Genomic DNA, 23,420 nt, shown 5'->3' on the forward strand with positions numbered 1-23,420 from the left:
ACATGCGCGCCCACGATAAAGACGAACATTGGTGCGCACCAATCACGCCGGCGTCAATGGAGAGGGCGCCCTGCGCGCCAAAATCCGCGGGAGCGACCGAGTGAACCTTAGGGAAACACCGCCAAGCGGAACCGCTCCCACAGCCGCGGCGAGACGCCACAGACCAGCAGCTTACCTCCGGTCCGGGCGCTGAGGAACAGGTCGCCCCGGGCAAAGGCTAAGCCCTCCTTCGCCCAATGGACCTGAAAACGGGTGGCGCCCTCCGCGCTCCCCTCCCCGCGCGGCGCCAGTTCGCGGCTCGCGGTCTGCTGCAGGTACACCCGTGTGGCACCGAGGGTGACGACGAAACGGGCACAATCCCCATCCAGCTCAAGCTGCACGGGATGCTGCAGGGCGCTCAGAGGGCCCGTCATGGTCTGGCAGGTGCCCCGATAGGCATCAAAGACCAACCAGGCCCCATCATGGGTGGTGATCGCCACCTTGCGCCCCTGCATCTCCGCGGCCTGGCTCATGGCCAACACATATCGTGTGGGGTTTTCCTCGGTTGCCGCGAGCGCGGCGATGCCCTGCGCGGCGCGTTCCACGTGTCCCGCCGCCGCATCGAGCCCCACCAGCGCCCAACACAGCTCGGGATTCCACTCCGCCACCCAAGGATGGAGCTGTGGCAAGCCGGCCAGGCGGCGCAGCAGGCCCGGCGTGCCGCGTTTTTCCACAAAGGCCACGAGCCGGCGGATGCGCACCGGGCTCCGCCGACGCACCATGCGGCCAAGCTGGCGCAAGCCGGCGAGATCACCTGACCGCAGCAGGCGCACCATGGCCTGCAGATTGTCGGTGCCGGCAAAGGCCTTGGACACGTGATGGCCGAGACTGGGCACGTTGATCACCTGCACCTGCGGCGCCAGCGCGGCGATCTTCTCTGTGTGGAAGCGATCGCGCCGATCGCCATGGTCCGAAAACAGCGCCACCTGCCCCGCCACATCCGCACCCACGATGCCCATGCCGCGCATGGCCGGCAGAAAGTGACGCTGCCAGCCGGGATCATGCCCATCGCATTCGGCGCGGTCGATGGACCATTGCGGACACAGCGCCAGCACCGCCGTCGCCTCCAGGCGGGCGGAGAATTTGATGGCGGCATAGGCCCCCATGGAGGTGCCGTAGGTGATGCGCTCCGCAAAGGGCGCCAGATAGGGCTCGGCCTGCGCGATGGCCGCACTGACGCTCTCGGGCGGATACCAGTTGCCACTCTTGGCCATGAAGCCGAGACACGCCCAGCCGAGCTTGACCACCGGCCCCTTGGCGAAAAAAGCACGGCCATTGGCCAGCCCGATCAGATCGCCAAAGGTGATCAGCGCGAAATCCGAGGCACCCGGGTGCCACACCGCCACCAGATGGTCGTCCTCATAGATGATGCGGCTTGGATCTGCGTCATCGCCGCGCGCCCTGGCCATCATCATGCCGCCTCACCATCCCGCCTCAGCATCGCGCCTCAGCATCCCTTGCCCGCTGCGGCTCAGTTGAGCGCGCCCAGCGGGCGAATGAAATCGAGAAAGGCGTCCACATCCACCTCGCAATGTCCATCCTTGCGCGGATTGACCAGATAGGCGCCATAGGCCGCGCCATACATCTGTGCGGTACGCAGATAACTCGGGCGCATCCAGGTGGTGGGCATGATCTCCACCAGGCACTGCATCGGCGCTGCGAAGATGGCGTTGGCCAGCCCCTGACCGTGGGGTCCGACGATGCAGCGGGCCTGCCGAAAGAAGGCGATCTGCTCGGCATAGGTGAACTGCCCGGGGTCGATGGACACATAGCCGAACGTCGCCAGCCGGCTTTCGAGTTCGGCTTCGTTGACGATCTTGCGGCGCCGCGCGAGCGCGCGGGACACATAAATCCGCTCGGCGCCGGAACTGGGCAGATCCACGCAGCCGCTGAGGAACGCGGCGGTCCGGCGATAAAGATCGCTCGGCCGCTTGAGCCGGCTTCCGTCGGGCGAATACAACAGCCGCTCGAAGCTGTAGGTGGCACCGCCGAACGGCAGGATCTTGCCGCGGTCGAAACCCAGCATCTCGAGAAACGCGATGATGCGCTCATCCAGATTGCTCATGAGCAGGTGCACCTGCGCGCGCGCATCCGCGTCGCACAGATCCAGGCTCAAAAGCAGGGACGACAGCGGCTGGCGGATGAAATGGTCGAAATTCGACCACCCCTGCAGCACGATGGTGGTGCCGGCAATGTGCTGAACAGGCTCCGGGCCCTTCACCAGCAGATCGTCCACGAAAGCAGTGATGCGCGCCACGTCCTTGGAGGCCAGAACCGCGGTTTCACGCTCAAGATATTTGCGCCCGACCCGATAGAACGTGCTCTCTCCCAGCACATAGAGAATGGAGGGCGACACGAACACGCCACGGGCCTGGCGCGCCTCCAGCACGAAATCGCGCCCCGGGGCGTAACCTGACGGGTTCAGATCCAGAAAATCGTTGTAGCTGCCCTCGTAGCGGCTGGCCTCCGAGGGCGTGCCCACCTTGCCGAAGCAGCCGACCGGCGCGACATCCGCCGCCCGCGCGGTATAATGAACCCTCAGCTTGGGATCGCGGGTCTCGATGATACAGGCGGCGGGCTCCACATCGGATCCCCAGCGGATCGGTCGCCACGTGGCGGCGCGCGTGCCCATGCTCAAACCCTGCTCAATGACCTGTCGTACGCCGGAAGCGCTCGTGCGAAGCAAACCTTCAGCCCCCTTCCGGTGGAACCGCTCTGACCGCGAGCCAAACACCGGCGAAAAGACGCGCCACGCCCAAGAAGAAGCAGGCATCCCGGGCGCCGGCCCCGGCTGCAGCGGCGAGCTAGCTATCATCGGCTGATGGCTCAGTCAACCACCACCCCATGGTTGAAGCGTAATCGACGACATGCATTTACATAGATCAGACAGAATAACGACGCATATAAGCATCGAATACTGAAAAAATTCAGCCTACGGGCATGAACGACCTGCAACATGCCCTCTTCCGATCCGCGCCGACCTCCTGTCCATCCGCACACAGGCACCTGCCGCCCATTCAGCGTTGCAGGATCTTGTGATCCCGCCGCATGACATCGACGATGAAGTCGATCAGCGCCCGGATCCGCGGCACCGACTGCAGATCCTGGTGCACCACCAGCCACCAGTCGCGGGACAGATTGATGTCCTGCGGCAGAAGGCGGACGAGCAGCGGATCCCTCTCGCCCATGAAATGGGGCAGCATGACGAGGCCCGCACCCTCTTGGGCTGCCGCCTGCTGGGCAATCAGGCTGGTCGAGGCGAAACGGGTACGCGGCGCCTCGATCACATCCGGCAGCCAGCGGACGTGAGGAACGGCGATGAGTTCGTCCACATAGGTGATGAAGGTGTGGGCCGCGAGGTCCTCTATGGTCTGCGGTGTCCCGGCCTGCTCCAGATAAGAGCGCGCGCCATAAAGGCCGACACCGAACTGCCCCACCCGCCGCACCATTAGCCGACCGCGCTGCGGATTGATCATGTTGATCGAGATGTCGGCCTCTCGCTCCGACAGATTGAGGATGTGCTGAGCATTGACGAGCTGCACCGTCAGATTTGGATGCTGCCGCACGAACTCGCTGAGGCGGCCGGCCAGATAGCTGCTGCCGAAGCCCTCCATGGTGGACACCCGCACCACGCCACTCAGCTCCCGCGCGGCATCGGTGGCGTCGCGGGCGATGTCATCCCCGTGCTCTTCCATCCGCCGCGCGATGGCGAAGATGCGCTCGCCATCCAATGTGAGCTGGAGCGTGCGGCCGTTGCGCACCAGGAGGCGCACCCCGATGGACGCTTCCAGCGCGGCGATGCGGCGGCGGATGGTGGTGGCGTCCACCCTGAGCGCGCGCGCCGCCGGCGCGGTGCCCCGGCCGCGCGCCACCTCCAGAAAGGTCTGTAGATCGGTCCAGTCGAACCGCTTCAAGCCGGTCGCCATGGCGCACTCCACATAACGGCGAAAACGCCCGCATAAAATGCATAATTATCCATAGAACAGCATATTTGCACGACTTATCTTTTCTGAACCCAGCGGTCTCCTGGCCTGCCACACGCGACCAGGACCGAAGGTAAGGATGTTGCGTCGGCGCGCACCCGTCGCCAACGGCAACACCCACCCGCAATACCGCGCACATGAAAGTGGATAGCTCTGTTATCCGCTCAATTTGGTTTATCTATACTATACTAAATAAATGAAGTGGCGAATATTTAGACATATGATGCCAATCATTTCGTCTTTAATGCGAATATTCTCTGAATATAGTGGGCCGCATCACTGGAGACCCTGTCGATGACCCCCTGGCATCCCAGCCGCCGATCCGTTCTGCTTGGAACCGCAGCCGCCGCCACTGCCGGCCTGTTTGCCGCGCCCCGGCGCGTGCAGGCCGCCGCGGGTGAGCCCATTCGCATCGGGCACCAATGCGATGTGACGGGCGGCCTCGCCAGCTCGGGCTACTGGCACCGCAAGACCATCAATGTTGCGGCCGACTGGTTCAACGCCAATGGCGGCTTCGGCGGCCGGCCCATCGAGATCGTCGGCATCGACACCGAGACCAAGGTGGATGTCGGCATCGCCCGGCTGCGCCAGCTGATCCAGGATCAGAAGGTGGACTTCGTCGTCGGCTCGCAGCAGGGCGGCATCGCCCTCGCCAGCACCACCATCGTGCGGGACGAAGGGGTGCCCTACATGTCCATGAGCCGCAGCGACGGCGTCACCGAGGGCTCGGGCAACCCCTTCGTCTTCCGGCTGATCGTGAACACCCGCCAGACCGACCTCGCCGCCGCCAAGGCCATGGCGGGCATGGTCGGCAAGAAGTGGGCGGTGCTTTATGCCGACTATGTCTGGGGTCAGTCCCACAACACCGCCTGGAGCGAGGCCATGGCCGCGGCCGGCGGCGAGGTGGTGCAGTCCATTGCTTTGCCCCTGAACAGCAACGACCCCATCTCCTACATCTCCAAGCTCGATCGCTCGGCGGAGGGCATCTTCGTGGCGCTGATCGGCACCGATCTGCCAAAAGCGTTCGTGGCGTTGCCGCAGCTCGGCTTCACCCGCAAGCCCATTGTCACCGCCGACTTCGTCTTTGGCGCCTTCGACCCTCTCAGCAACGGGAAATATGTGGAAGGCGTCTGGGGCATCGACACCCTGCCCTGGGAGCTGGCCGACAAGGACACCCCCGCCCTCAAGGCGTTCCGCGAACGCCTCGGCATCGATACCAACGGCCGCGAGGTGGGCACCGGCCGCAATGTGGCCATGGGCGAGACCTGGCCGGTCTGGGAAAGCCTCTCGGTGCTGAAACTGGCGGTGGAAGGGGCGAACTGGAAGGGGCGCGACGACACCCCTGCCCTCATCAGGTTTATCGAAGCCAACCCCACGCACGCCGAAAGCGACCTGTTCCCACAAGGCCCGCTCTATCTGCGCCCGCAGGACCACCAGGCCTTTCCGGAAATCGACCTGCTGCAGATCGAACAGGGGCGCATCCGCACCCGCCGCGTGCTGCCGGCCGACGCCGGCCTCTACCCCACCAAGATGAACCTTGCAGCCGGCTGAGGTCATGAGCGCATCCGCCACCACCAGCCAGGGTCCGGGCGGCACGCCGCCCGCCCTCCTGCCCGCCCTCCTGGAGATCCGCGAGCTGACCAAATCCTTCGGCGCACACAGCGTGCTGAAGGGGGTCGATCTCAAGGTCGGAACCAACACGGTGCACGCCATCATCGGCCCCAATGGCGCCGGCAAGACCACCCTGGTGAATGTCATCACCGGGGTGCACCGCCCCTCCGGCGGCGCCATCGCCTTTGCCGGCGAGGACGTGACCGAGCTCGAGGTCCATCACCGCGCCCGGCGCGGGCTGGCGCGCACCTTCCAGATCACCAACCTGTTCGGCGACCTCACCGCGCGGGAGAACGTGGAGGTGGCGCTGGCGGGCACGCGGCGCCACCGCTTCGCACGGCTTGACGCCGCCGAGCGTGCCGAGGCCGAGGCGACCACCGCCGTGGGTCTCCTCGCATCGGTCGGCCTTCAATGGGCGGCGACGGTGAAGGCCGATGTCCTCTCCCACGGCGACCAGCGGCTGCTGGAGGTGGCCGTGGCGCTGGCGGCACGCCCGCGCCTCCTATTGCTGGACGAGCCGAGCGCCGGCATGAGCCCGGCGGAAACCCGCGCCTTCATCGGCCTCGTCAACGCGCGCCTGCGCGGCAAGGTCACCATCGTCCTCATCGAGCACGACATGGCGGTGGTGATGGGGACCGCCGACCGCATCTGCGTGCTCGCCGACGGCGCCGTGCTCGCTGATGGCGCGCCACAGGACATCATGCAGAACCCCTTCGTGAGGGAGGCCTATCTTGGCCGCGCTTGAGCTTCGCCACCTGAATGCCTTCTACGGCAAGGCCCATATCCTCCAGGGCGTGGACCTGGCACTGGAGCCCGGCACGGTGGTGGGCGTCATCGGCCGTAATGGCGCCGGCAAGACCACGCTCTTGCGCGCCATCATGGGCCTCCAGGCGCGGGTGGAGGGCGAGCTCGAGCTGTTCGGCGCGCCCCTCACCGGCCTTGCTGCCGATGCCCGCGCACGCGCCGGCCTCGCCCTCATGTCCCAGGACATGCGGGTATTTCCGGAGCTGACGGTGGAAGAGAACTGCCGCGCCGCCGCCGCCACCGTGCGGGAGCCCCTGCCGCTGGAACAGGTGCTGGAGGTGATCCCGGAGCTGAAGCCCCACTGGCGCCGGGCCGCGGGTCGTCTCAGCGGCGGCCAGCAGCAGCTCGTCGCCATCGCCCGCAATCTCACCGTGCGCTGCCGGGTTCTGATGCTCGACGAGCCCACCGAAGGCCTGATGCCCTCCATCGTCACGCGCATCGGCGAGATCGTGCGCCGGCTCGCCGAGAGCCAGGTGGCGGTGCTTCTGGTGGAGCAGAACGTGGAGCTCACCTTCGCCATCTCCACCCGCATCCACATCCTGGAGAAGGGCCGCTTCGTGGCCGAAGGCACGCCGCGGGAGATCGTCTCCGGCGGCCTCCTGGAGCGCTATCTGGGCGTCAGCGACGCGCCCCACTGAGCCCTCATCCTCCCTTTCCCGCGGCTCTGCCGAAGGACGCTGTCTCAAATGGCTTTCGACCAGATTCTCTTCGAGCTCCTGAACGGGGTGGTATGGGGGCTGATCCTCTCCATCATCGCCCTCGGGCTCGGCCTCATCTACGGCCTCATGGGCATCATCAACCTGGCCCATGGTTCGCTCTACATGGCGGGGGCCATGTGCGCCGCCCTTCTCATCAACCGCGCCGGGCTCGATTTCTGGCTGGTGCTGCCCATCGCCGCCGTGGCCGTGGGCCTGCTGACCCTGGCCTTGAACACCGCCATCTTCGAGCGGGTATTGCACCGCGACCCGGCGGTGGGCCTGCTGGCCACGGCCGGCGTGTTCCTGACCCTCGACAATACGGTGCTCGCCCTTGCCGGCGCCGATCCGCAGAGCGTCATGCCTCCCATCTTCGACGTGCTGGAATTCGCCGGCATCTATTATCCGGTCTACCGCCTGGTGGCGGCCGGGATCGCGCTGCTGACGCTCATCGCCGTCGCCTTGTTCCTGCGCTTCACCCGCTACGGGCTGTGGATGCGCGCCGTGCCCCAAGCCCGGGACCTCGCGGCCGTCACCGGCATCCCGATCCTGAAGGTCAATGCCATCACCGCGGCCCTCGCCGGGCTCACGGCCGGCCTGGCCGGCGCCCTCGCCACCCCCATCAGTGGCGCCCATTTTCAGATGGGCCTGTCGGTCATCGCCGCCTGCTTCATCGTCGTGGTCATCGGTGGCATGGGCAATCTGTGGGGCGCGGTGGTGGTGGCCATCGCGCTGGGGCTGATCCGCGGCCTCTACAGCACCGTGCTCAGCCCCACCTGGTCCGAGGTCGCGGCCTTCTCGACGCTGCTCTGCGTCATCTACTTCAAGCCCAACGGCATCTTCGGGAGACGCTGACCATGCACCGCAACGCGATCTCCACCCTCGTCAACGCCCTCCAGGCCGCCGCCGTCGGGCTGCTGCTCCTGGCGCCCCTCCTGGCGGGTGACTATTGGCGGTTCTTTTTCTTCCAGATGGTGGTGATGGCCTATCTCGCCATCGGCTTCGACCTGTCCTACAGCTATGCGCGCATCCTCAGCTTCATGCATGCGCTGTTCTTCGGGCTCGGGGCCTATCTGGCGGTGCCGCTGGTCTCCGCAGCGCCCTGGTCGCTGCCCGCGACCCTCTTCGTCGCTACGGCGGCGGCCGGTCTCGCCGGGCTGGTGAGCGGGGCAGTGCTGGTGCGGATGGAAAACCACAACCCCACCATCGCCACCGTCATCCTGTCCTCCATCGTCCTGCTGGCCGCCAATTCCATGACCAGCGTGACCGGCGGGGAGGACGGCCTCATCATCCATGCTCGCACCATCGGCTTTCTGGGGCTGGAGATCGGCATGGGGCCGACCATGGCGCTCTATTACCTGGCGGCCATTCCCCTGGTCGCCCTGGTGGTGGGGCGGCTCCTGCTCCAGCGCACGGAAACCTGGATGCTGGTGCGCGCGGTGGCGCAGAACGAGACCCGCGCCCGCCAGCTCGGCTTCGACGCGCGGGCCTGGCGGCTCATCCTGTTCGCGGCAAGCGCCGCCATCGCCGGACTCGGCGGGGTCTTCTACGCGCTGATGATGCAGCATGTAAGCACGTCGAGCCTCGAGGTCGGCCTCTCCATCAACGCCATCCTCTATGCAGCCATCGGCGGTCTTGGCACCGCCTTCGGACCGCTGGTGGGCGTGCTGCTGATCTATCCCATTACCGAAGTGATCTCGCTCTACTTCATCTACGTGCCGATCCTGGTAGGCCTGGTGCTCATCATCGTCTCGCTGTTCTTTGGGCGCGGAGTGATCGGCACCCTGCGCAGCCTGGAAGACCAGACGGACCACCCCCGCGCGCCCGACAACCCGGCCCCTGAGGCTATGACCCATGACGAGGCGGCCGCTGGCGCACCGAGCCGCTGAGCGCCCCGCCCCTGTTCCCTTTCAACCTAAGAGGCAGAGATGAACCCGACCATGGACGATGAGGTACCGATGACCTTCAAGGGGGGCGCCCTCAGCCCCCAGAAAGAGATCGTGCGCAAGTTCTACAAGGACATGTGGGACCATGCGGACGTGAGCCTGATCCCTGAAATCTTCCACCCCGACTTCACCTTCCGCGGCTCACTGGGGCCGACTGTCGTCGGCCACGCGCAGTTCGCCGATTATGTACGCTGGGTCACCGCGTGCCTCGACAACTATACTTCGGACATCTTCGTGATGATCGAGGAGGGCGCGAAGGTTTCCGCCAAGCTGCGCTTTCACGGCATCCATCGCCAATCCATGTTCGGCCACGCGGCCAGTGGCCGGCACGTATGGTGGAACGGCGCGCCCATCTTCACCTTCGAGGGGCCTCTCGTGCGTGATCTGTGGGTGCTGGGCGATGTTTATGGCCTCATCAACCGAATTGAGGACAATGCGCTGGCCGAGCCGGAATTCCGGACCGTCGCATAAGCCGCAAGCTGGGCCGGAAGCGTCCGCAGCCAGGGAGGAACAGCATGTCGGGCCATCACGAGCACGACCAGGACCACCATGACCACCACGAAGGCAGCTCGCTGTCCGAGATGGACCTGAGGGTCCGGGCGCTGGAGACGCTGCTGGTGGAGAAGGGCTATGTGGACCCGGAGGCCCTCGACCGCATCATCGAGAGCTACGAAACCCGTATCGGCCCGCGCAACGGCGCGCGGGTCGTGGCCACCGCCTGGCTCGATCCGGACTTCATGGCCTTCCTGCGCCGGGACGCCTCGGCCGCCATCGCCTCGCTCGGCTATGGCGGCCGGCAGGGCGAGACCATGGTGGCGCTGGAGAACACCGACAGCGTGCACAACATGGTCGTGTGCACCTTGTGCTCCTGCTACCCCTGGCCGGTGCTGGGCCTGCCGCCGGCCTGGTACAAAAGCGCCGCCTACCGCTCCCGCGTGGTCATCGACCCGCGCGGCGTGCTGGCGGATTTCGGCGTGAGCCTGCCGGCCGAAAAGCAGATCCGGGTGTGGGATTCCACCGCCGAGGTGCGCTACCTCGTCATCCCGCAGCGGCCGGCCGGCACCGAGGGCTGGGCGCATGACGCGCTCGCGGCGATCGTCACGCGCGATTCCATGATCGGCACCGGCCTCGTCACCCTGCCGGGCGCGAAGGCATGAACGGCGCCCACGATCTCGGCGGCATGGAGGGCTTCGGCCCGGTCATACCCGACCCCACGCACACCCCGTTCCATGCCCGATGGGAGCGCCGCGTGCTCGCCAACACCCTCGCCTGCATGGCCATGGGCGTGTGGAACATCGACGCCATGCGCGCCAGCCGGGAGAACCTGCCGCCATCGGAATACCTCACCTCGTCCTACTACGAAATCTGGTTCAAGGGCCTCGTCTCCCGCCTCATCCAGGAGGGGCTCGTGACCGCGACCGAGGTGGAAAGCGGCGTCGCCATGGAGCCGGGTCGGCCGATGCCCAACGTCTTCACCGCCGACAAGGTGGCGCCGGCGCTCGCGGCCGGCTCGCAATACACCCGCGATCCGGACCGCCCTGCCGCTTTTGCCGTCGGCGCACCGGTTCGCACCCGCGAGATGAACCCCTCGCACCACACGCGCCTGCCCCGATATGCACGCGGCAAGGCCGGGGTGATCGCCGCCGTGCGCGGCTTCTTCGTGTTCGCCGATGCCAATGCGCAAGGCCTCGGGCCCCAGCCCCAATGGCTTTACACGGTCCGCTTTGCGGGCCGCGAGCTGTGGGGCGCGGATGCCGATCCCACCCTGTCGGTCACCATCGAAGCCTGGGAGAGCTATCTTGAACCTCTCGCCTGATCCCCTCTCCCCCGCCGGCCTGCCGACCGAAGGGCCGATCTTCCAGGAGCCCTGGGAGGCTCGGGTGTTCGCGCTCGCCGTCTCCCTCAGCCGGTCCGGCCTCTTCACATGGCCGGAATGGACCGAGGCGCTGGTGGCACGCACCAAGGCCTCACCATGCGGCGAGGCCACCTACGACGTGTGGCTCGACACGCTCGAAGGCCTCCTCATCACCAAGGCGGCCGCCAGCCGCGGCCTCATCGACATGCTGCGCGACGCCTGGCAGGCCGCGGCGGAGGCGACGCCCCACGGGCAGCCCATTACCCTGGCGCCGGAGCTGCTCGCATCCCTGGCACCATCTCGAAGCGAACCGTAATGTCCGACGGCCTGTGCTTCCTCCCCGCCACCGCCTTGGCCGACGGTTACCGCGCCGGACGGCTCTCGCCGGTGGCGGTCACGGAGGCCCACCTCGCCCGCATTGCCGCGCTTGATCCCATCATCCATGCCTTCACCGAGGTGTTCGTCGACGAGGCGCGGGCGGCAGCCCGGGCCGCCGCCGACCGCTACGCCGCCGATGCCCCGCTCGGGCCGCTCGATGGCGTTCCCGTCGCGATCAAGGACCTGATCGAGATCGCGGGCAAGGCCTGTGCGGCCGGCTCCGCCACCCGGCGGGGATGGATCGCCCGAACGACCGCGCCGGCGGTCACGCGACTTGAGGCGGCGGGGGCCGTCATCCTGGGGAAGACCCATACGGTCGAGTTCGCCCTCGGTGGCTGGGGCACCAACGCCCATCTGGGCAGCCCGCGCAACCCTTGGGTATCGCAGGAGCCCTTCACCGCGGGCGGCTCCTCCAGCGGTTCGGCAGCGGCGGTCGCGGCGCGCATGGCGACCCTCGCCATCGGCACCGATACTGGCGGCTCCGTTCGTGTACCTGCCGGCTTCAACGGCCTCGTCGGCTTGAAGACCACGCCCGGCCGCATCAGCCTCGAAGGCGTGGTGCCGCTGAGCCCCTCCCTCGACACGGTGGGCCCCATCGCCCGCACCGTCGCCGATGCCGCCCTGCTCTATGACGTGCTGCGTGATACGCCGCCGCCGGTGCCCACCGTCGACCTGCTCGCCCGCGGTATTGCGGGCATGACCCTCGGTCGGGTCGGGTCGGCGGAGCTCGATGGGGTCGATGCCGAGATCACAGCCCGTTATCTTGAGGCGCTGCGCGCGCTGGAAGCACGGGGCGCACGCATCGTCACCCCCAGTTTACCCCGGCCACTGGCGGACTATCAGCGCGATTCAGAAATCATGATGGCCGAGGCCTATGCCCTCTACGGCACGCTGGCCGAGGATCCGGCATCCCCCATGGATCCCGCCGTGCGCGCCCGGGTGCTGACCGGACGCCTCCCCGCGCAGGACTATATCCGCGCACGGTGGCGGGCGGAGGCGGACAAGCGTGCCATGCTCGCCGCCATAGCGGGCTGTGATGCCCTGCTGGCGCCAACGGCGCGCACCCTGCCCATTCCCCTCAGCGCCGTGGACGAGACGACGACATCGGCAACCCTCGCCCGCTTCGTCAACCAGATCGGCTTCTGCGCCCTGGCGGTGCCCAGCGGCATGGCCGCGTCGGGCCTTCCCACCTCCCTGCAGATCGTCTGCCGGCCGGACGACGAGCCGACCGCCCTCGCCATCGGTCGGGCCTGCGAAGCTGCGATCCCCTTCGCCCACAACCTCCCGAGCCTGGCTCTGCTCCAACCGGCCTGATCGCCTCAGAAAACGGAACCGGTGACCGGCCAGGCGACCGGCGCCCGGCGGGGTGGGCATGGGCGGCGTGGGCATGGCATGCCGGATCACCCGCGCGCGGCCCCTTGGGTCGGAACACGGAAACGCCCCAGCGGGCATCCAGCCCGTTCGGCGCTGAGGGCCCGACACGCCCCGACATTCATTTTTTGGATATGAAACACTTTGGCTGGGGGACCAGGATTCGAACCTGGATTAACGGAGTCAGAGGCCCCGTCAATGCAATGACTTCGCTTTGCTTTTTCTCCGACTAGGGGAAAAGCAGGTGCTGACAAATCAATGGGTTAGAAAAGCTTTCCCGACACCATTTAGCGGACAGCGCACGTCGGCTTTGTCGGCGAGAAGAGAGGCACAATGATGCCTGCCCCTTCTCTGTCTCCCCTTGCGTTCGACCTTGCGCGCCGTATTGACGCAGCGTTGACGCCTGAGGCGCTCGACACTGCCGCACGGGACATCTGGCGTCACGCGGGCGATCTGACTGACGCTGAATTGGAAATGCTGGACGCTCGTGTCCAGGCACGGAGGGCAGCACCTCGCCCCACCAGCATGGCCGCTCCCCTGCAGCCTGCCCGCTTGCTGAGTCGCTTCAGACCTCGCCGGCGGCAGTGCTCTCCCGATCGGGAAGCATCACGGGAGCGCCGGCGCATGCTCGCGCGAGCCGGCCGGATGCCTCCGACGATCCGCGGCAAGTTCACAGAGGGAGAGGCGGCAGCGCTCACGGTCGTGGCAGACGAGGTGAAGCGCTGCGGCGTGTGCGACCTCCCCCTGGATAAGGTCGCGGCTCTTGCGGGGTGCAGTCGCACCACGGTGCAGAACGCCCTGCGCGAAGCCCACCGCCTTGGCCTCATCAACCTGACCCATCGTCCGCAGCGTGGCCGCAAGAGCCTCACCAACCTGATCACCATCGCTTCGGGCGAGTGGCTGACGTGGATCAAGCGCGGGCCAGCTGCGTCCAAGGCGATAGGGTTCAAACTTCTCACGGCAGCCAAAAATGTGAACCCCACGAAGAGCACAACAGATGAAAAGAAGGCCTTCAATGAAAGAAGCAATCGCGGCCAGCAGGTGCCAAGGAGACAGACCGCGCAGCGCGGCAGAGGGCGTGCAGGACATGCGGAATGAAGCGGCAATGCTGGCGGCGCTCCGAAGCGCCTGGAAGCACGCCTCACCCTCCATTCGTGAGTGGTTCCTTCAAGAGGTCGGGCCCACCCCCTTGCCGCCGTCGCACCTGCGCGCGCTGCGCGTCATCGCAGCTGAGGTTCGTCGCCATGGTGCGTGCTTCTTGTCAGCGGTCGAGGTGGGCCGGCGCGCGGATTGCAGCGCGTCGTCGGTGCGGCGTGCGATCTCGACGGCGCGCGGGCCTGAAATGCTGATGGTGGAGCCGCGCAGTTCGAAAACCGAAGGCGCGTTGCCAAACCGCATCCACATCGGATCCGAGGCATTCATCGCCTGGATCGAGCGTGCCGGAGAAGCCTGAAGGCGACTCGCGTCGGTGCATCAGGCCTCCACCCCGGGGGGTGGTCCGCGACTTCCCCTCGGGCCCTCCGGACCAGTGGGGCCGGTTCGCGCGCGATGGGGGCTGTATGGACCTTTTTCCATGTTCGTCAGCGGGTTAGATCCGCCTTCTACGCGCGGCGGTGGTCTGGTGACGGGGCGAGGTGTCCGAAGTTGTCCAAAGTAGCCATCTGGTGACGGCCGGGCGGAAGGCGCAAAAAATGAAGGATGAAGAACCCCTTCGCCTTCCTCCGCCCCAACCGGGCCGCCGAGCGCAAGTCGCTGGCGCTACCGGATGCCGAGTTGCTGACGCTGTTCGGCGCCTCCGGCCCGACCGCCGCGGGCGTCAATGTCGGCCCGGGCAGCGCGCTCACCGTGCCCGCCGTGGCCTGCGCGGTGCGGGCCATCTCGGAAGCCTGCGCCACCCTCGACGTGAAGGTGGTGGGCCCTGCCGCCGACGGCGCGGCGGAGGTGACGGACCATCCGGCGGCGGCGCTCCTGCGCGAGGCGGTGAACGACTGGACCTGCGGTTTCGAGTTCCTCCGCGACCTGGTGGCCCAAGCCCTCACCCACGATGCCGGCGGGCTGGCCTGGGTGAACAAGCTGGACCGCAAGCCGGTGGAGATCATCCACTATGCCCCCGGCTTCATGTCCGCCGGGTATGACGCCAACGGCACCGGCGAGCCGCTCTATCGCCTGCAGGGCAGCCCCCTGCCGTCCGGCGACGTGATCCACCTGCGCTCGCCCTTCGGCCGGTCCCCGCTCTCCCTGGCCCGGGAGAGCATCGGCCTCGCGCTCACCCTCGACGCCCATGCCGCCCGCCTGTTCGGCAACGGCGCCCGCCCCAGCGGCGTGCTCACCGTGAAAGGCAAGTCCAGCCCCGACGCCATCCGCAAGATCCGCGAGGCGTGGCACCTCGCCCACGGCGGCACCAATTCCGGCAAGACCGCCATCATTGAGGGCGAGACCGAGTATGCGCCGCTGACCATGACCAGCGTGGATGCCCAGTTCCTGGAGCTGACCCGCTTCCAGGTGCTGCAGATCGCCCGCGCCTTCCGCGTGCCGGTGACCATGCTGCAGGACCTGGAGCGCGCCACATGGTCGAACATGGAACAGGCCGGCCGCGAGTTCCTGGTCTATTGCCTGGAACCCTGGTTGCGGGCGCTGGAAGGGGCCCTGCGCCGGGCGCTGTTCTCGCCTGAGGAGCGCGCCGCCGGCCTGCGCATCGTCTTCGACCGCGACGACCTCACCCGGGCGGACATCGGCGCCCGGGCCGCCGCCTATTCCTCGCTCATCGCCGCCCGGGTGCTCAACCCCAACGAGGCGCGGGCCTGGGAGGGCCTGCCGCCCTATGCCGGCGGCGGCACCTTCGCCAACCCCCACACCAGCACCACCCTGCCGGCGGGGGCCGCGGCGCCGCAGGAGGAACAGCCCTGATGGAACATGTCTTCCTTCAAACCAAGATCCTTGCCGACGCGGCCGGCGCCATCGAAGGCCTCGCCTGGCCGTTCGGCACGCCGGACCGGGTGGGCGACGTCATCGAGCCGGGCGCCTTCGCCAACGCGCGCCTGCCCCTGCCCATGCTGTTCGGCCACGATCCGAACGACCCGGTGGGCGCCTGGACCGAGGCGGCGGAGACGCCGGAGGGCCTGCGCCTCAAGGGTCGCCTGCTGGTGGAGGACGTGGCGCGCGCCCGCGAGGTGCACGCCTTGGTGAAGGCCGGCGCGGTGCGCGGCCTCTCCATCGGCTTTCTCATCTCCAAGGCGATGCCCCGCCGGGGCGGCGGACGCACCATCGCCGCCGTCGATCTGTTCGAGTGCTCCCTTGTCACCACACCCGCGCATCCCGGCGCGCAGGTGACATCCGCCAAGTCGGCAGCGTCCGCGCTCGCCATCGCCGGGGCCCTTCACCGCGCCGCACTGGCGATCAGCAAGAGGTAATCCATGTTCCACACGCCCCATGCGCCCGCCGGCGCCCCCGTCTTCAAGGCCGATCCCGAGGACCCCGCGTCGGTGGTCACGGCCGCCCTCGACGCCTTCAAGGGCGAGGTCATCACCCGCCTCGACAAGGTGGAAGCCCGTCTGGAGAAGGTGGAAGCGCGCCAGGGCGGCAGCGCCGAAGCTCCCAAGGGCGACGCTCCCGCCAGCGAAACCAAGGCCCTCGGCACCCGTCTCGACAAGATTGAGGCCCGCCTGAACCGCCCCGCCGGCGGCGGCCCTCCCGGGAGCGAGCCGACGCTGGAGCGCAAGGCCTTCGGTGCCTATCTGCGGGCCGGCGCCGCCGCGCCCGCGGAGCACCTGAAAGCCCTCACCGTCTCGTCTGACCCCCAGGGCGGCTATCTCGCCCCGGCTGAGCTTTCCAGCGAGTTCATCCGCGACCTGGTGGAGTTCTCCCCCATCCGGGCCCTCGCAAGCGTCCGGGCCACCGCGGCGCCGAGCGTGGTCTATCCCAAGCGCACCGGCATCACGAATGCCAAGTGGAAGGGCGAGACCCAGGCCAGCGAGGCGAGCGAACCCGGCTTCGGTCAGATCGAAATCCCGGTGAAGGAGGTGAACACCTATGTGGACATCTCCAACGCTTTGCTGGCAGACAGCGCCGGCCAGGCGGATGCCGAGGTGCGCCTCGCCTTGGCCGAGGACTTCGGCCAGAAGGAGGGGGCGGCCTTCGTCGGCGGTGACGGCGTGCTGGAGCCCATGGGCCTGCTCTCCGACCCCAGCGTGGCGAGCCTCGCCAACGGCCACGCCACGAACCTGTCGGCCGATGCCCTCATCTCGCTGATGTACGCCCTGCCGGCGACCTACCGTCAGCGCGGCACCTGGCTCGTGAGTGGCACTACCCTCGCGGCCATCCGCAAGCTGAAGGATGGGCAGAACAACTATCTGTGGCAGCCGAGCTATCAGGCCGGCCAGCCCGAGACCATCCTCGGCCGCCCGGTGGCGGAGGCGGTGGACATGCCCGAGGTGGAAGAGGACGGCTTCCCGGTGCTGTTCGGCGACTTCGCCACCGCCTTCCGCATCGTCGACCGGGTGGGCCTGTCCATCCTGGTCAATCCCTACATCCGCGCCACCGAGGGCATCACCCGCATCCACGCCACCCGCCGGGTGGGTGCGGCCGTGGTGCAGCCCAAGGCCCTGCGCAAGCTGAAGATGGCCGTCTGAGGAGGCCCAAACCATGCGTGACCTTGCATCGAACATCGCCGTCCGCCCCGTCATCGCCCCGGTGGTGGTGGCCGACGACACGCCGGCCGTGGGTGCCGTGATCGACCGGCTTGGCTTCGAGGGCCTCGCCTATGTGATCGCCGCCGGCACCCTGGCCGATGCCGACGCCACCTTCGCGGTGCAGCTCGAGGAAAGCGACGCTTCCGGCTCCGGCTTCACCGCCGTGGCGGATGCCGACCTGATCGGCACCGAGGCGGCGGCCGGCTTCACCTTCGCCGACGACGGCGCGGTGCGGAAGCTCGGCTACATCGGCCACAAGCGCTACACGCGCCTGACCATCACGCCCACCGGCAACAGTGGCAGCGCCCCCGTCTGTGCCGTCGCCGTGCTGGGGCATGCGGCGCGCCGTCCGGTGTCCTGAGGTTCGGCACGGGCGCCGCAGTCCTGAGGGCCCGTAGCGGCCGGCCCGACATCGGAAAGCCCGCCTCCCTGGCGCCCCCCAGCTCTCTTGCCGGGAAAATCGGGGGTCAAGGCGGGCAAGGTCGCGAGCACCAGCGGTTTCCACTCCTGCCGCCAAGGGCTCACCCGGGGGAGGCCACGCCAGGCGCGGGCCTCCCCTTTCCATCGGAGATGCACATGGCGACACGTCCACCCCGGATCTGTTCTTGCGGCTGCGGCGCCGTGCTGCGTGATGGCGAGCGCTGCCCGATCCAAACCGCGCGCAAGAAGGCCCTTGAGCGCGCCAATGAGGCCCGGCGCCCCTCCGCCCGCGCCCGTGGCTACACCTCCAAATGGGAGAAGGAATCGAAGGCCTTCCTCGCTTTGCCGGGCCATGAGCGGTGCGTGCATTGCGGTGCCCCGGCGACGCTGGTGGACCACAAGGTGGCCCACAAGGGCGACATGAAGCTGTTCTGGAGCCGCAGCAACTGGCAGCCCAGCTGCGGGCGCTGCAACCGCGCCAAGGCCATCCGCGAGGAAGGCGGGTTCGGCCGTCCCATCAAGACCGGAGCGCCCGCATGACCGAAACCCTCGACATCCTGCCCCTCGCCGATTTCAAGGCCCATGCGCGCCTCGACCACGACGACGAAGACACCGACCTTGTCCGCTTGATCGAAACGGCCCGCGGCTTCGTGGAAGGCTGGTGCGGCCCCTTGGATGACTTCGCCGACGGCGTTCCCGCGCCCCTGGTGCATGCCATGAAGCTCTATGCCACGCACCTCTATGAGAACCGGGAAGCCACCCTGGTGGGCAGCTCCGGTGACGAGATGCCCCTCGGCTTCTTCGACCTCATCGACCCGCACCGCCTGCGGGCGTTCTGAAGGAGGCCCGTCATGAAAGGCCGCAAGGCAGACATCCCCGTTGCCGATGAACCCCTGCCCGCGGGCGTGCCGGAGCCGCCCGAATGGCTCACCGCCGATGCGCGGGCCGAATGGGTGCGGGTGCTGCCGGTGCTGTTCACCGAGCGGCGCACCATCACCGCCACTGATCTCGCCATCTTCGCCAATTACTGCACCGCCATCGGCCAGGTGGCCGAGGCCAACCGCATCCTGGCCGAAGAGGGCCTCACCTTCACCGGCCCCAGCGGGCCGAAGCGGCATCCCGCCATCGCCATCCGCTCGGACGGCATGACCCAGGCCCGCCAGATGGCGGCGGAACTCGGCCTCACCCCGGCCAGCCGCGGCCGGCCGGCGATCAAGAGCGGGGGCGGCGACGACCTCTTCAGCGGCGGGCTGTTCAGTGACCTCGGGCTCAACTGACCAGCACGCGGCTGACCCGATCCCCGACCCGTTCGGCTATGGCGAGCGGGCGGTCCGGTTCCTGCGCGCCCTGCGCCATCCCAAGAGCCGCGTCGCCGGCCGCGCCTTCCAGCTCGATCCCTGGCAGGAAGACATCGTCCGGCGCATCTATGGCCCCTGTGATGACGACGGCTCGCGCATCGTCAAGACCGTGGTGCTTCTCCTGCCGCGCGGCAACCGCAAGACCTCTCTCTGTGCCGCCCTCGCTCTGCTCCACACCTTCGGCCCGGAACGGGTGCCCGGCGGCGAGGTCATCTCGGCAGCCTCCGACCGCAAGCAGGCCCGCATTGCCTTCGAGGAAGCCCGCGGCATTATCGAAACCACGCCACCGCTGAAGGCCATAACCGCACCCCAGGAATACAAGAACCGGCTGGTGAACACGAAATGGCGCAGCTTCTATGAGGCCATTTCCTGCGATGCCGGCACCCAGCACGGCCGCACCCCGGCCTTCGTGCTCGCCGACGAGCTGCACGCCTGGAAGAAGCGCGACCTGTGGGACGTGCTCAAATCCGGCCTGGTGAAGACCAGGGGCTCGCTGCTCATCGTCGCCACCACCGCCGGGCGGGGACAGGAGAACCTCGCCTTCGATATCGTCGATGATGCCCGCAAGGTGGCGCGGGGCGAGGTGAAGGACCCGTCCATTCTGCCGGTCCTCTGTGAGGCCTCCAAGGATGACGATTGGCGCGACGAAGCGCTGTGGCACAGGGTGAACCCCGGCTTGGCCCATGGCTATCCCGACCTTGCGGGCCTGCGCCAGCTCGCGAGCGAGGGCGAGCGGCGGCCGGGCGACCGCGACGCCTTCCGGCAACTGAACCTCAATGTGTGGCTGGACCACTCCGCCGACCCGTTCGTGGACATGGGCGTTTATGACGAGGGCGCGGGCCCGGTGGATCTGGAAGCCCTACGGGACGCGCCATGCTGGCTCGGCGTCGATCTGTCGTCCAATGGCGACCTCACCTGTGTGGTGGCCGCCTGGCGCGACGGGGAGGACGGTTATGTGGTGCATCCCTGGTTCTTCTGCCCCGCCGACAATCTGCTCCTGCGCGCCGACCGCGACGGGGTGCCCTACCCCACCTGGGCAGAGCGCGGCTTCATCACCCCGACGCCCGGCAATGTGGTGGACTTCCGCCAGGTGGAAGACACCATCCGCGAGCTTTGCGAGCGCTTCCAGGTGCAGGAGATCGCCTTTGATCCCTACCTTGCCCGCAACATGATGATGAACCTTGCCGACGATGGCCTGCCCGCCGTCGAGATGCGGCAGAACTGGGCGACCATGGCCCCGGCGGTGAAGGAGCTGGAACGGGCCATCATCGGCCGGCGGCTCACCCATGGCGGCCACCCGGTGTTGCGCTGGAACGTCGACAATGTGGCGGTCCACACCGACACCGCCGGCAACCGCGTCTTCCACAAGGGCAAGAGCCGCGACCGCATCGACGGCGCCGTCGCCACTGCCATGGCCATCAGCCGCGCCGCCGCCGGAGCGGGTGGCTCTATCTATGATAGCGAGGAATGGTCGGCCGAGATGATGGTGATGTGAAAATATCATATATTTCAAATATATGCATCATATGAGACGGGCTATTGCCTTCCCAATTTTTGGGTACGTGTTTCAATGAATTGAAAAATCTAACCCGACTGCATCGGGTCACCAGGGCCGATCTCCTTTCAGAGCGGCAACGAATCTAGTACTCATGGTTGCAAAAGCTCCATTGAGGTCCGACGGTGCCAAAGCTCCAACGAATTAGAGACCCATTGCACGACCTTATCGAATTCGACACATCCGATTTCGAGCAAATGATATGGTCTGCCATCGATTCCGATGAATTCCAGAGATTGCGCAGGATAAAGCAACTTGGATTTTCTGAGCTTGTATATCCAGGCGCGTCGCACACTCGATTTATACATTGTATCGGCGTATTTCACACATCGAGACAATTATCATCCCACGTAAAGCACATACTTGGAAGTGAGTTTGACGAACATCGTGCGCAAGTATCTATGGCAGCGGCACTTGTGCATGACTTAGGTCACGGCCCATTTAGCCACGCGTTTGAAGATGCCATAAAAGAGATAGATAGAAATAAATTAAGAAAAACAAAAAAACATGAACTATGGACAGGCGACATTATATCTGGAGACACCAGCGTCGGGAATGTGATTGAAACTAATTTTGGAAGTTCATTTAGATCAGATGTTGCGTCTTTATTAACGACAGAGCCAAGAGATATATATTCGTCTATTGTATCTAGTCAATTTGATGCCGATCGACTTGACTATATAAGGCGCGATAGATTGATGACAGGAACTCAACATGGAGGATTTGATTATTCCTGGCTGCTCGCGAATCTGGAAGTAGACACGATTACATTATCAACAGATAATGAACGATTTGCTGAGGTGCAAAGCCTTGTGCTCGGCAACAAAGCGCTGCAAGCTGCAGAGGCTTATGTTCTCGGTTTGTTTCAAATGTACTTTGCTGTATATTTTCATAAGGCGACGCGGTCAGCAGAGAAAATGCTCACTGCCATTCTCTGCCACCTGGGCGATCTGTGCGAGAGGGAAGAGTGGGAGAGTGTCGGGCTACCAGAAAACAACCCGCTTGTGGCATTTCTCCGCGAGCGCTCTTTGAAGACCTATCTTGCATTGGACGATTTTGTGATATGGGCCGCGCTGGGTGTTATATCAAGTAGCAGCGATTCAGAATGCGCGCATTTGGCTCAACGTTTACGAAGCAGGAAGTTATACAAGGCTATTGACGTAGGGACTGCCTTTGCCGGGAGGGATGATTCGGTCGTCAGGTTCAAGGCGGCCCTAAAGAAGGCAAAAGACTCAAATGAGATTGATAAATTTTCCGTGTTCGAAGACGAGCCATCCCGAGATCCCTACAAAAGGAGGGGGTACGAGGGGATGGAAGCGCTTCAGAAAGTGCTGATTCGCCGCGAAGATGGAAGCTCATATGAGGATTTGTCAAATCGCTCAGAAGTGGTCAAGGCACTTAGTAAAAAGTCTGTATATCGTGTGTACGTGCGAGACGCAGAGGCAAAAGAAAAGATCTGGAAAATGATAGAGGGTATGAAAAATGGTCAACGCCCCTGAAGCAATCGCTGAAGTTGTATCCCTTAACGGGGGGAAGATTGTTGGCCGGACGAGGTTGCAGAAGACTCTCTATTTTCTAGAAGTTGCGCATTTAGGGTATGGATTTGATTACGATTATTACCATTATGGCCCCTATAGCGAAGAGGTAGCAACCTCTGCCCGCGATGCTGAAGTCTTGCAGATTCTTAATGTGGATTGGCGAAGCACCGCCGATGGCATAGAGTATGCAGTATATACGGCGCCAATTGTCGGCATTGAAGAGCCTGAGTCGCAGCAAAAGCGCGCGATCTTGGGCAAGCTCGCATCGGTTGATTCAATTACCCTTGAGCTCGCAGCCACAGCGAACTTCCTCGAAAGGAATGGTTTTGCGGCTGATCCCTGGGCGGAAACAGCCATTCGGAAGCCATCTAAAGCTACGCCAAAGAGGATTGAAAAGGCGAAAGCGCTGCTGGCGGATCTCGGTTCATTTTTGGTTTAAACTGCCATAGGAACAGCTTATATTTCCGAAATGATTGGCTAATTCAAATATTGTGTTTTCGGAGGACTGTTTATTAGGATGGTCGCGTGAGGAAATCTTACTCTTAGATCCGCTTATGGACGCTCGCCCACGCAACGATTACGTCTCAAGCGTTTGTTCTCGCCTCTCTGAGCGTCTCACCATCGGACATACGGCCGGGCAGAGAAGGCACGCGCGCGAGGAAGCTCCCGCCATCCTCTTCGGCCAGCGGTCGATGACGACGCGACACACACAATGCGTCACCGCCCCGTTTCCACTGCCTCAAGCCCACCATCTCGCGGTGGACTTGAGGCGCACCGCACGAACGTGAGCACAACCGCTCGAGCCTACGGCAATTAGCCCTCAAGCCGCGCGCGTGTCGGGACGTGTCTGATCGCGCCGGCCTGCCAGGATGCCATTGATGGAGATATCCTCATCCAACGCATCCCAATGCAGACCGCTGGGGCTGATGAAATAGTCTGCGCGCTGTTCCAGGGCCCCGCGAAGCAGGCGCGGGAACCACACCAGCGGAACGCCGATGGTCCGCCCATCCTCAAGCGCGCCCCACATCTATACATCATCAAACCAGACAAAGGTCGCCCTAGCCGAAATGTCCATGCCTTCCTTCGAATAGAAATGGAAGCGGAAGCCCTCGGCGCGGAAAACGACAGACGTTGTCTATGCCATCAGAAACGACGAGGGCGCGCTGAAACGACTTCGTC

At 65.4% G+C, this 23,420-nt stretch carries 26 protein-coding genes; 22 read left to right on the forward strand and 4 right to left on the reverse strand.

Annotated features, from left to right (window positions below; all coding sequences use genetic code 11):
• Positions 1–107: 107 nt before the first annotated feature.
• The 3 genes from MEU52_RS01225 to MEU52_RS01235 all read right to left on the reverse strand — a co-directional run bounded on the left by MEU52_RS01225 (position 108) and on the right by MEU52_RS01235 (position 3,965).
• Positions 108–1,454, reverse strand: a complete 1,347-nt coding sequence (locus MEU52_RS01225; RefSeq protein WP_238121773.1) for a hypothetical protein — start codon at positions 1,452–1,454, stop codon at positions 108–110.
• Between the two features lie 56 nt (positions 1,455–1,510).
• Positions 1,511–2,671 (reverse strand): glycosyltransferase family 61 protein, encoded by a 1,161-nt coding sequence (locus tag MEU52_RS01230; protein WP_238121772.1) that lies wholly within the window; start codon positions 2,669–2,671, stop codon positions 1,511–1,513.
• 385 nt (positions 2,672–3,056) lie between these two features.
• Positions 3,057–3,965, reverse strand: coding sequence for a LysR family transcriptional regulator (locus MEU52_RS01235; protein ID WP_238121771.1), 909 nt, complete (start codon positions 3,963–3,965; stop codon positions 3,057–3,059).
• Positions 3,966–4,316: 351 nt separating this feature from the next.
• Here MEU52_RS01235 and MEU52_RS01240 point away from each other — a divergent pair, with 351 nt between their 5' ends.
• From MEU52_RS01240 to MEU52_RS01345, 22 genes are all read left to right on the forward strand, one after another.
• On the forward strand, positions 4,317–5,573 hold the full coding sequence (locus tag MEU52_RS01240) for an ABC transporter substrate-binding protein (RefSeq protein ID WP_238121770.1): 1,257 nt from the start codon (positions 4,317–4,319) through the stop codon (positions 5,571–5,573).
• Positions 5,574–5,577: 4 nt separating this feature from the next.
• Positions 5,578–6,378, forward strand: a complete 801-nt coding sequence (locus tag MEU52_RS01245) for an ABC transporter ATP-binding protein (RefSeq protein ID WP_238121769.1) — start codon at positions 5,578–5,580, stop codon at positions 6,376–6,378.
• Positions 6,365–7,075: an ABC transporter ATP-binding protein gene (locus MEU52_RS01250; RefSeq protein WP_238121768.1), complete on the forward strand. Its 711-nt coding sequence runs from the start codon at positions 6,365–6,367 to the stop codon at positions 7,073–7,075. The genes MEU52_RS01245 and MEU52_RS01250 overlap by 14 nt, the downstream gene beginning before the upstream one ends.
• 48 nt (positions 7,076–7,123) lie before the next feature.
• Complete coding sequence (locus MEU52_RS01255; RefSeq protein WP_238121767.1) at positions 7,124–7,987, forward strand: branched-chain amino acid ABC transporter permease; 864 nt, start codon at positions 7,124–7,126, stop codon at positions 7,985–7,987.
• Positions 7,988–7,989: 2 nt separating this feature from the next.
• On the forward strand, positions 7,990–9,021 hold the full coding sequence (locus tag MEU52_RS01260) for a branched-chain amino acid ABC transporter permease (protein WP_238121766.1): 1,032 nt from the start codon (positions 7,990–7,992) through the stop codon (positions 9,019–9,021).
• A gap of 39 nt (positions 9,022–9,060) precedes the next feature.
• Positions 9,061–9,549, forward strand: a complete 489-nt coding sequence (locus MEU52_RS01265; RefSeq protein ID WP_238121765.1) for an ester cyclase — start codon at positions 9,061–9,063, stop codon at positions 9,547–9,549.
• Positions 9,550–9,593: 44 nt separating this feature from the next.
• Positions 9,594–10,235 carry a nitrile hydratase subunit alpha gene (nthA, locus tag MEU52_RS01270; protein WP_238121764.1) on the forward strand — a complete coding sequence of 214 codons (642 nt, stop codon included), beginning with the start codon at positions 9,594–9,596 and terminating at the stop codon, positions 10,233–10,235.
• Positions 10,232–10,894: a nitrile hydratase subunit beta gene (gene nthB / locus MEU52_RS01275; RefSeq protein ID WP_238121763.1), complete on the forward strand. Its 663-nt coding sequence runs from the start codon at positions 10,232–10,234 to the stop codon at positions 10,892–10,894. Before nthA ends, nthB begins: the two co-directional genes overlap by 4 nt.
• The gene (locus MEU52_RS01280; RefSeq protein WP_238121762.1) at positions 10,878–11,249 is read left to right on the forward strand and encodes a nitrile hydratase accessory protein; all 372 of its coding nucleotides are present in this window, start codon (positions 10,878–10,880) and stop codon (positions 11,247–11,249) included. Before nthB ends, MEU52_RS01280 begins: the two co-directional genes overlap by 17 nt.
• A complete protein-coding gene (locus tag MEU52_RS01285) occupies positions 11,249–12,625 on the forward strand; it encodes an amidase (protein ID WP_238121761.1) in 1,377 nt (458 codons plus the stop codon). The genes MEU52_RS01280 and MEU52_RS01285 overlap by 1 nt, the downstream gene beginning before the upstream one ends.
• Positions 12,626–13,306: 681 nt before the next feature.
• Positions 13,307–13,780: a hypothetical protein gene (locus MEU52_RS01290; RefSeq protein ID WP_238121760.1), complete on the forward strand. Its 474-nt coding sequence runs from the start codon at positions 13,307–13,309 to the stop codon at positions 13,778–13,780.
• 7 nt (positions 13,781–13,787) lie between these two features.
• Positions 13,788–14,135: a hypothetical protein gene (locus tag MEU52_RS01295; protein WP_238121759.1), complete on the forward strand. Its 348-nt coding sequence runs from the start codon at positions 13,788–13,790 to the stop codon at positions 14,133–14,135.
• A 245-nt stretch (positions 14,136–14,380) separates the two neighbouring features.
• A complete protein-coding gene (locus MEU52_RS01300) occupies positions 14,381–15,589 on the forward strand; it encodes a phage portal protein (RefSeq protein WP_238121758.1) in 1,209 nt (402 codons plus the stop codon).
• On the forward strand, positions 15,589–16,092 hold the full coding sequence (locus MEU52_RS01305) for an HK97 family phage prohead protease (protein WP_238121757.1): 504 nt from the start codon (positions 15,589–15,591) through the stop codon (positions 16,090–16,092). The genes MEU52_RS01300 and MEU52_RS01305 overlap by 1 nt, the downstream gene beginning before the upstream one ends.
• A gap of 3 nt (positions 16,093–16,095) precedes the next feature.
• The gene (locus MEU52_RS01310) at positions 16,096–17,310 is read left to right on the forward strand and encodes a phage major capsid protein (protein ID WP_238121756.1); all 1,215 of its coding nucleotides are present in this window, start codon (positions 16,096–16,098) and stop codon (positions 17,308–17,310) included.
• A 13-nt stretch (positions 17,311–17,323) separates the two neighbouring features.
• Positions 17,324–17,731 (forward strand): hypothetical protein, encoded by a 408-nt coding sequence (locus MEU52_RS01315; RefSeq protein WP_238121755.1) that lies wholly within the window; start codon positions 17,324–17,326, stop codon positions 17,729–17,731.
• Between the two features lie 215 nt (positions 17,732–17,946).
• A complete protein-coding gene (locus MEU52_RS01320) occupies positions 17,947–18,330 on the forward strand; it encodes an HNH endonuclease signature motif containing protein (protein WP_238121754.1) in 384 nt (127 codons plus the stop codon).
• Positions 18,327–18,629, forward strand: coding sequence for a head-tail connector protein (locus MEU52_RS01325; protein ID WP_238121753.1), 303 nt, complete (start codon positions 18,327–18,329; stop codon positions 18,627–18,629). The genes MEU52_RS01320 and MEU52_RS01325 overlap by 4 nt, the downstream gene beginning before the upstream one ends.
• 12 nt (positions 18,630–18,641) lie before the next feature.
• Entirely contained in the window at positions 18,642–19,067 is a 426-nt protein-coding gene (locus tag MEU52_RS01330; protein ID WP_238121752.1) for a phage terminase small subunit P27 family, read from the forward strand.
• A complete protein-coding gene (locus MEU52_RS01335; protein ID WP_238121751.1) occupies positions 19,048–20,643 on the forward strand; it encodes a terminase large subunit in 1,596 nt (531 codons plus the stop codon). The genes MEU52_RS01330 and MEU52_RS01335 overlap by 20 nt, the downstream gene beginning before the upstream one ends.
• Before the next feature lie 215 nt (positions 20,644–20,858).
• Positions 20,859–22,202 (forward strand): HD domain-containing protein, encoded by a 1,344-nt coding sequence (locus MEU52_RS01340; protein WP_238124994.1) that lies wholly within the window; start codon positions 20,859–20,861, stop codon positions 22,200–22,202.
• Positions 22,186–22,680 (forward strand): hypothetical protein, encoded by a 495-nt coding sequence (locus MEU52_RS01345; protein ID WP_238121750.1) that lies wholly within the window; start codon positions 22,186–22,188, stop codon positions 22,678–22,680. Before MEU52_RS01340 ends, MEU52_RS01345 begins: the two co-directional genes overlap by 17 nt.
• Positions 22,681–23,061: 381 nt before the next feature.
• Here MEU52_RS01345 and MEU52_RS01350 read toward each other — a convergent pair whose 3' ends face one another.
• Entirely contained in the window at positions 23,062–23,268 is a 207-nt protein-coding gene (locus MEU52_RS01350; RefSeq protein WP_238121749.1) for a DUF2442 domain-containing protein, read from the reverse strand.
• Between the last annotated feature and the right edge of the window lie 152 nt (positions 23,269–23,420).

This window comes from Xanthobacter sp. NM-25, from assembly GCF_022138605.1.
In the GTDB taxonomy this organism is placed as follows: domain Bacteria; phylum Pseudomonadota; class Alphaproteobacteria; order Rhizobiales; family Xanthobacteraceae; genus Xanthobacter.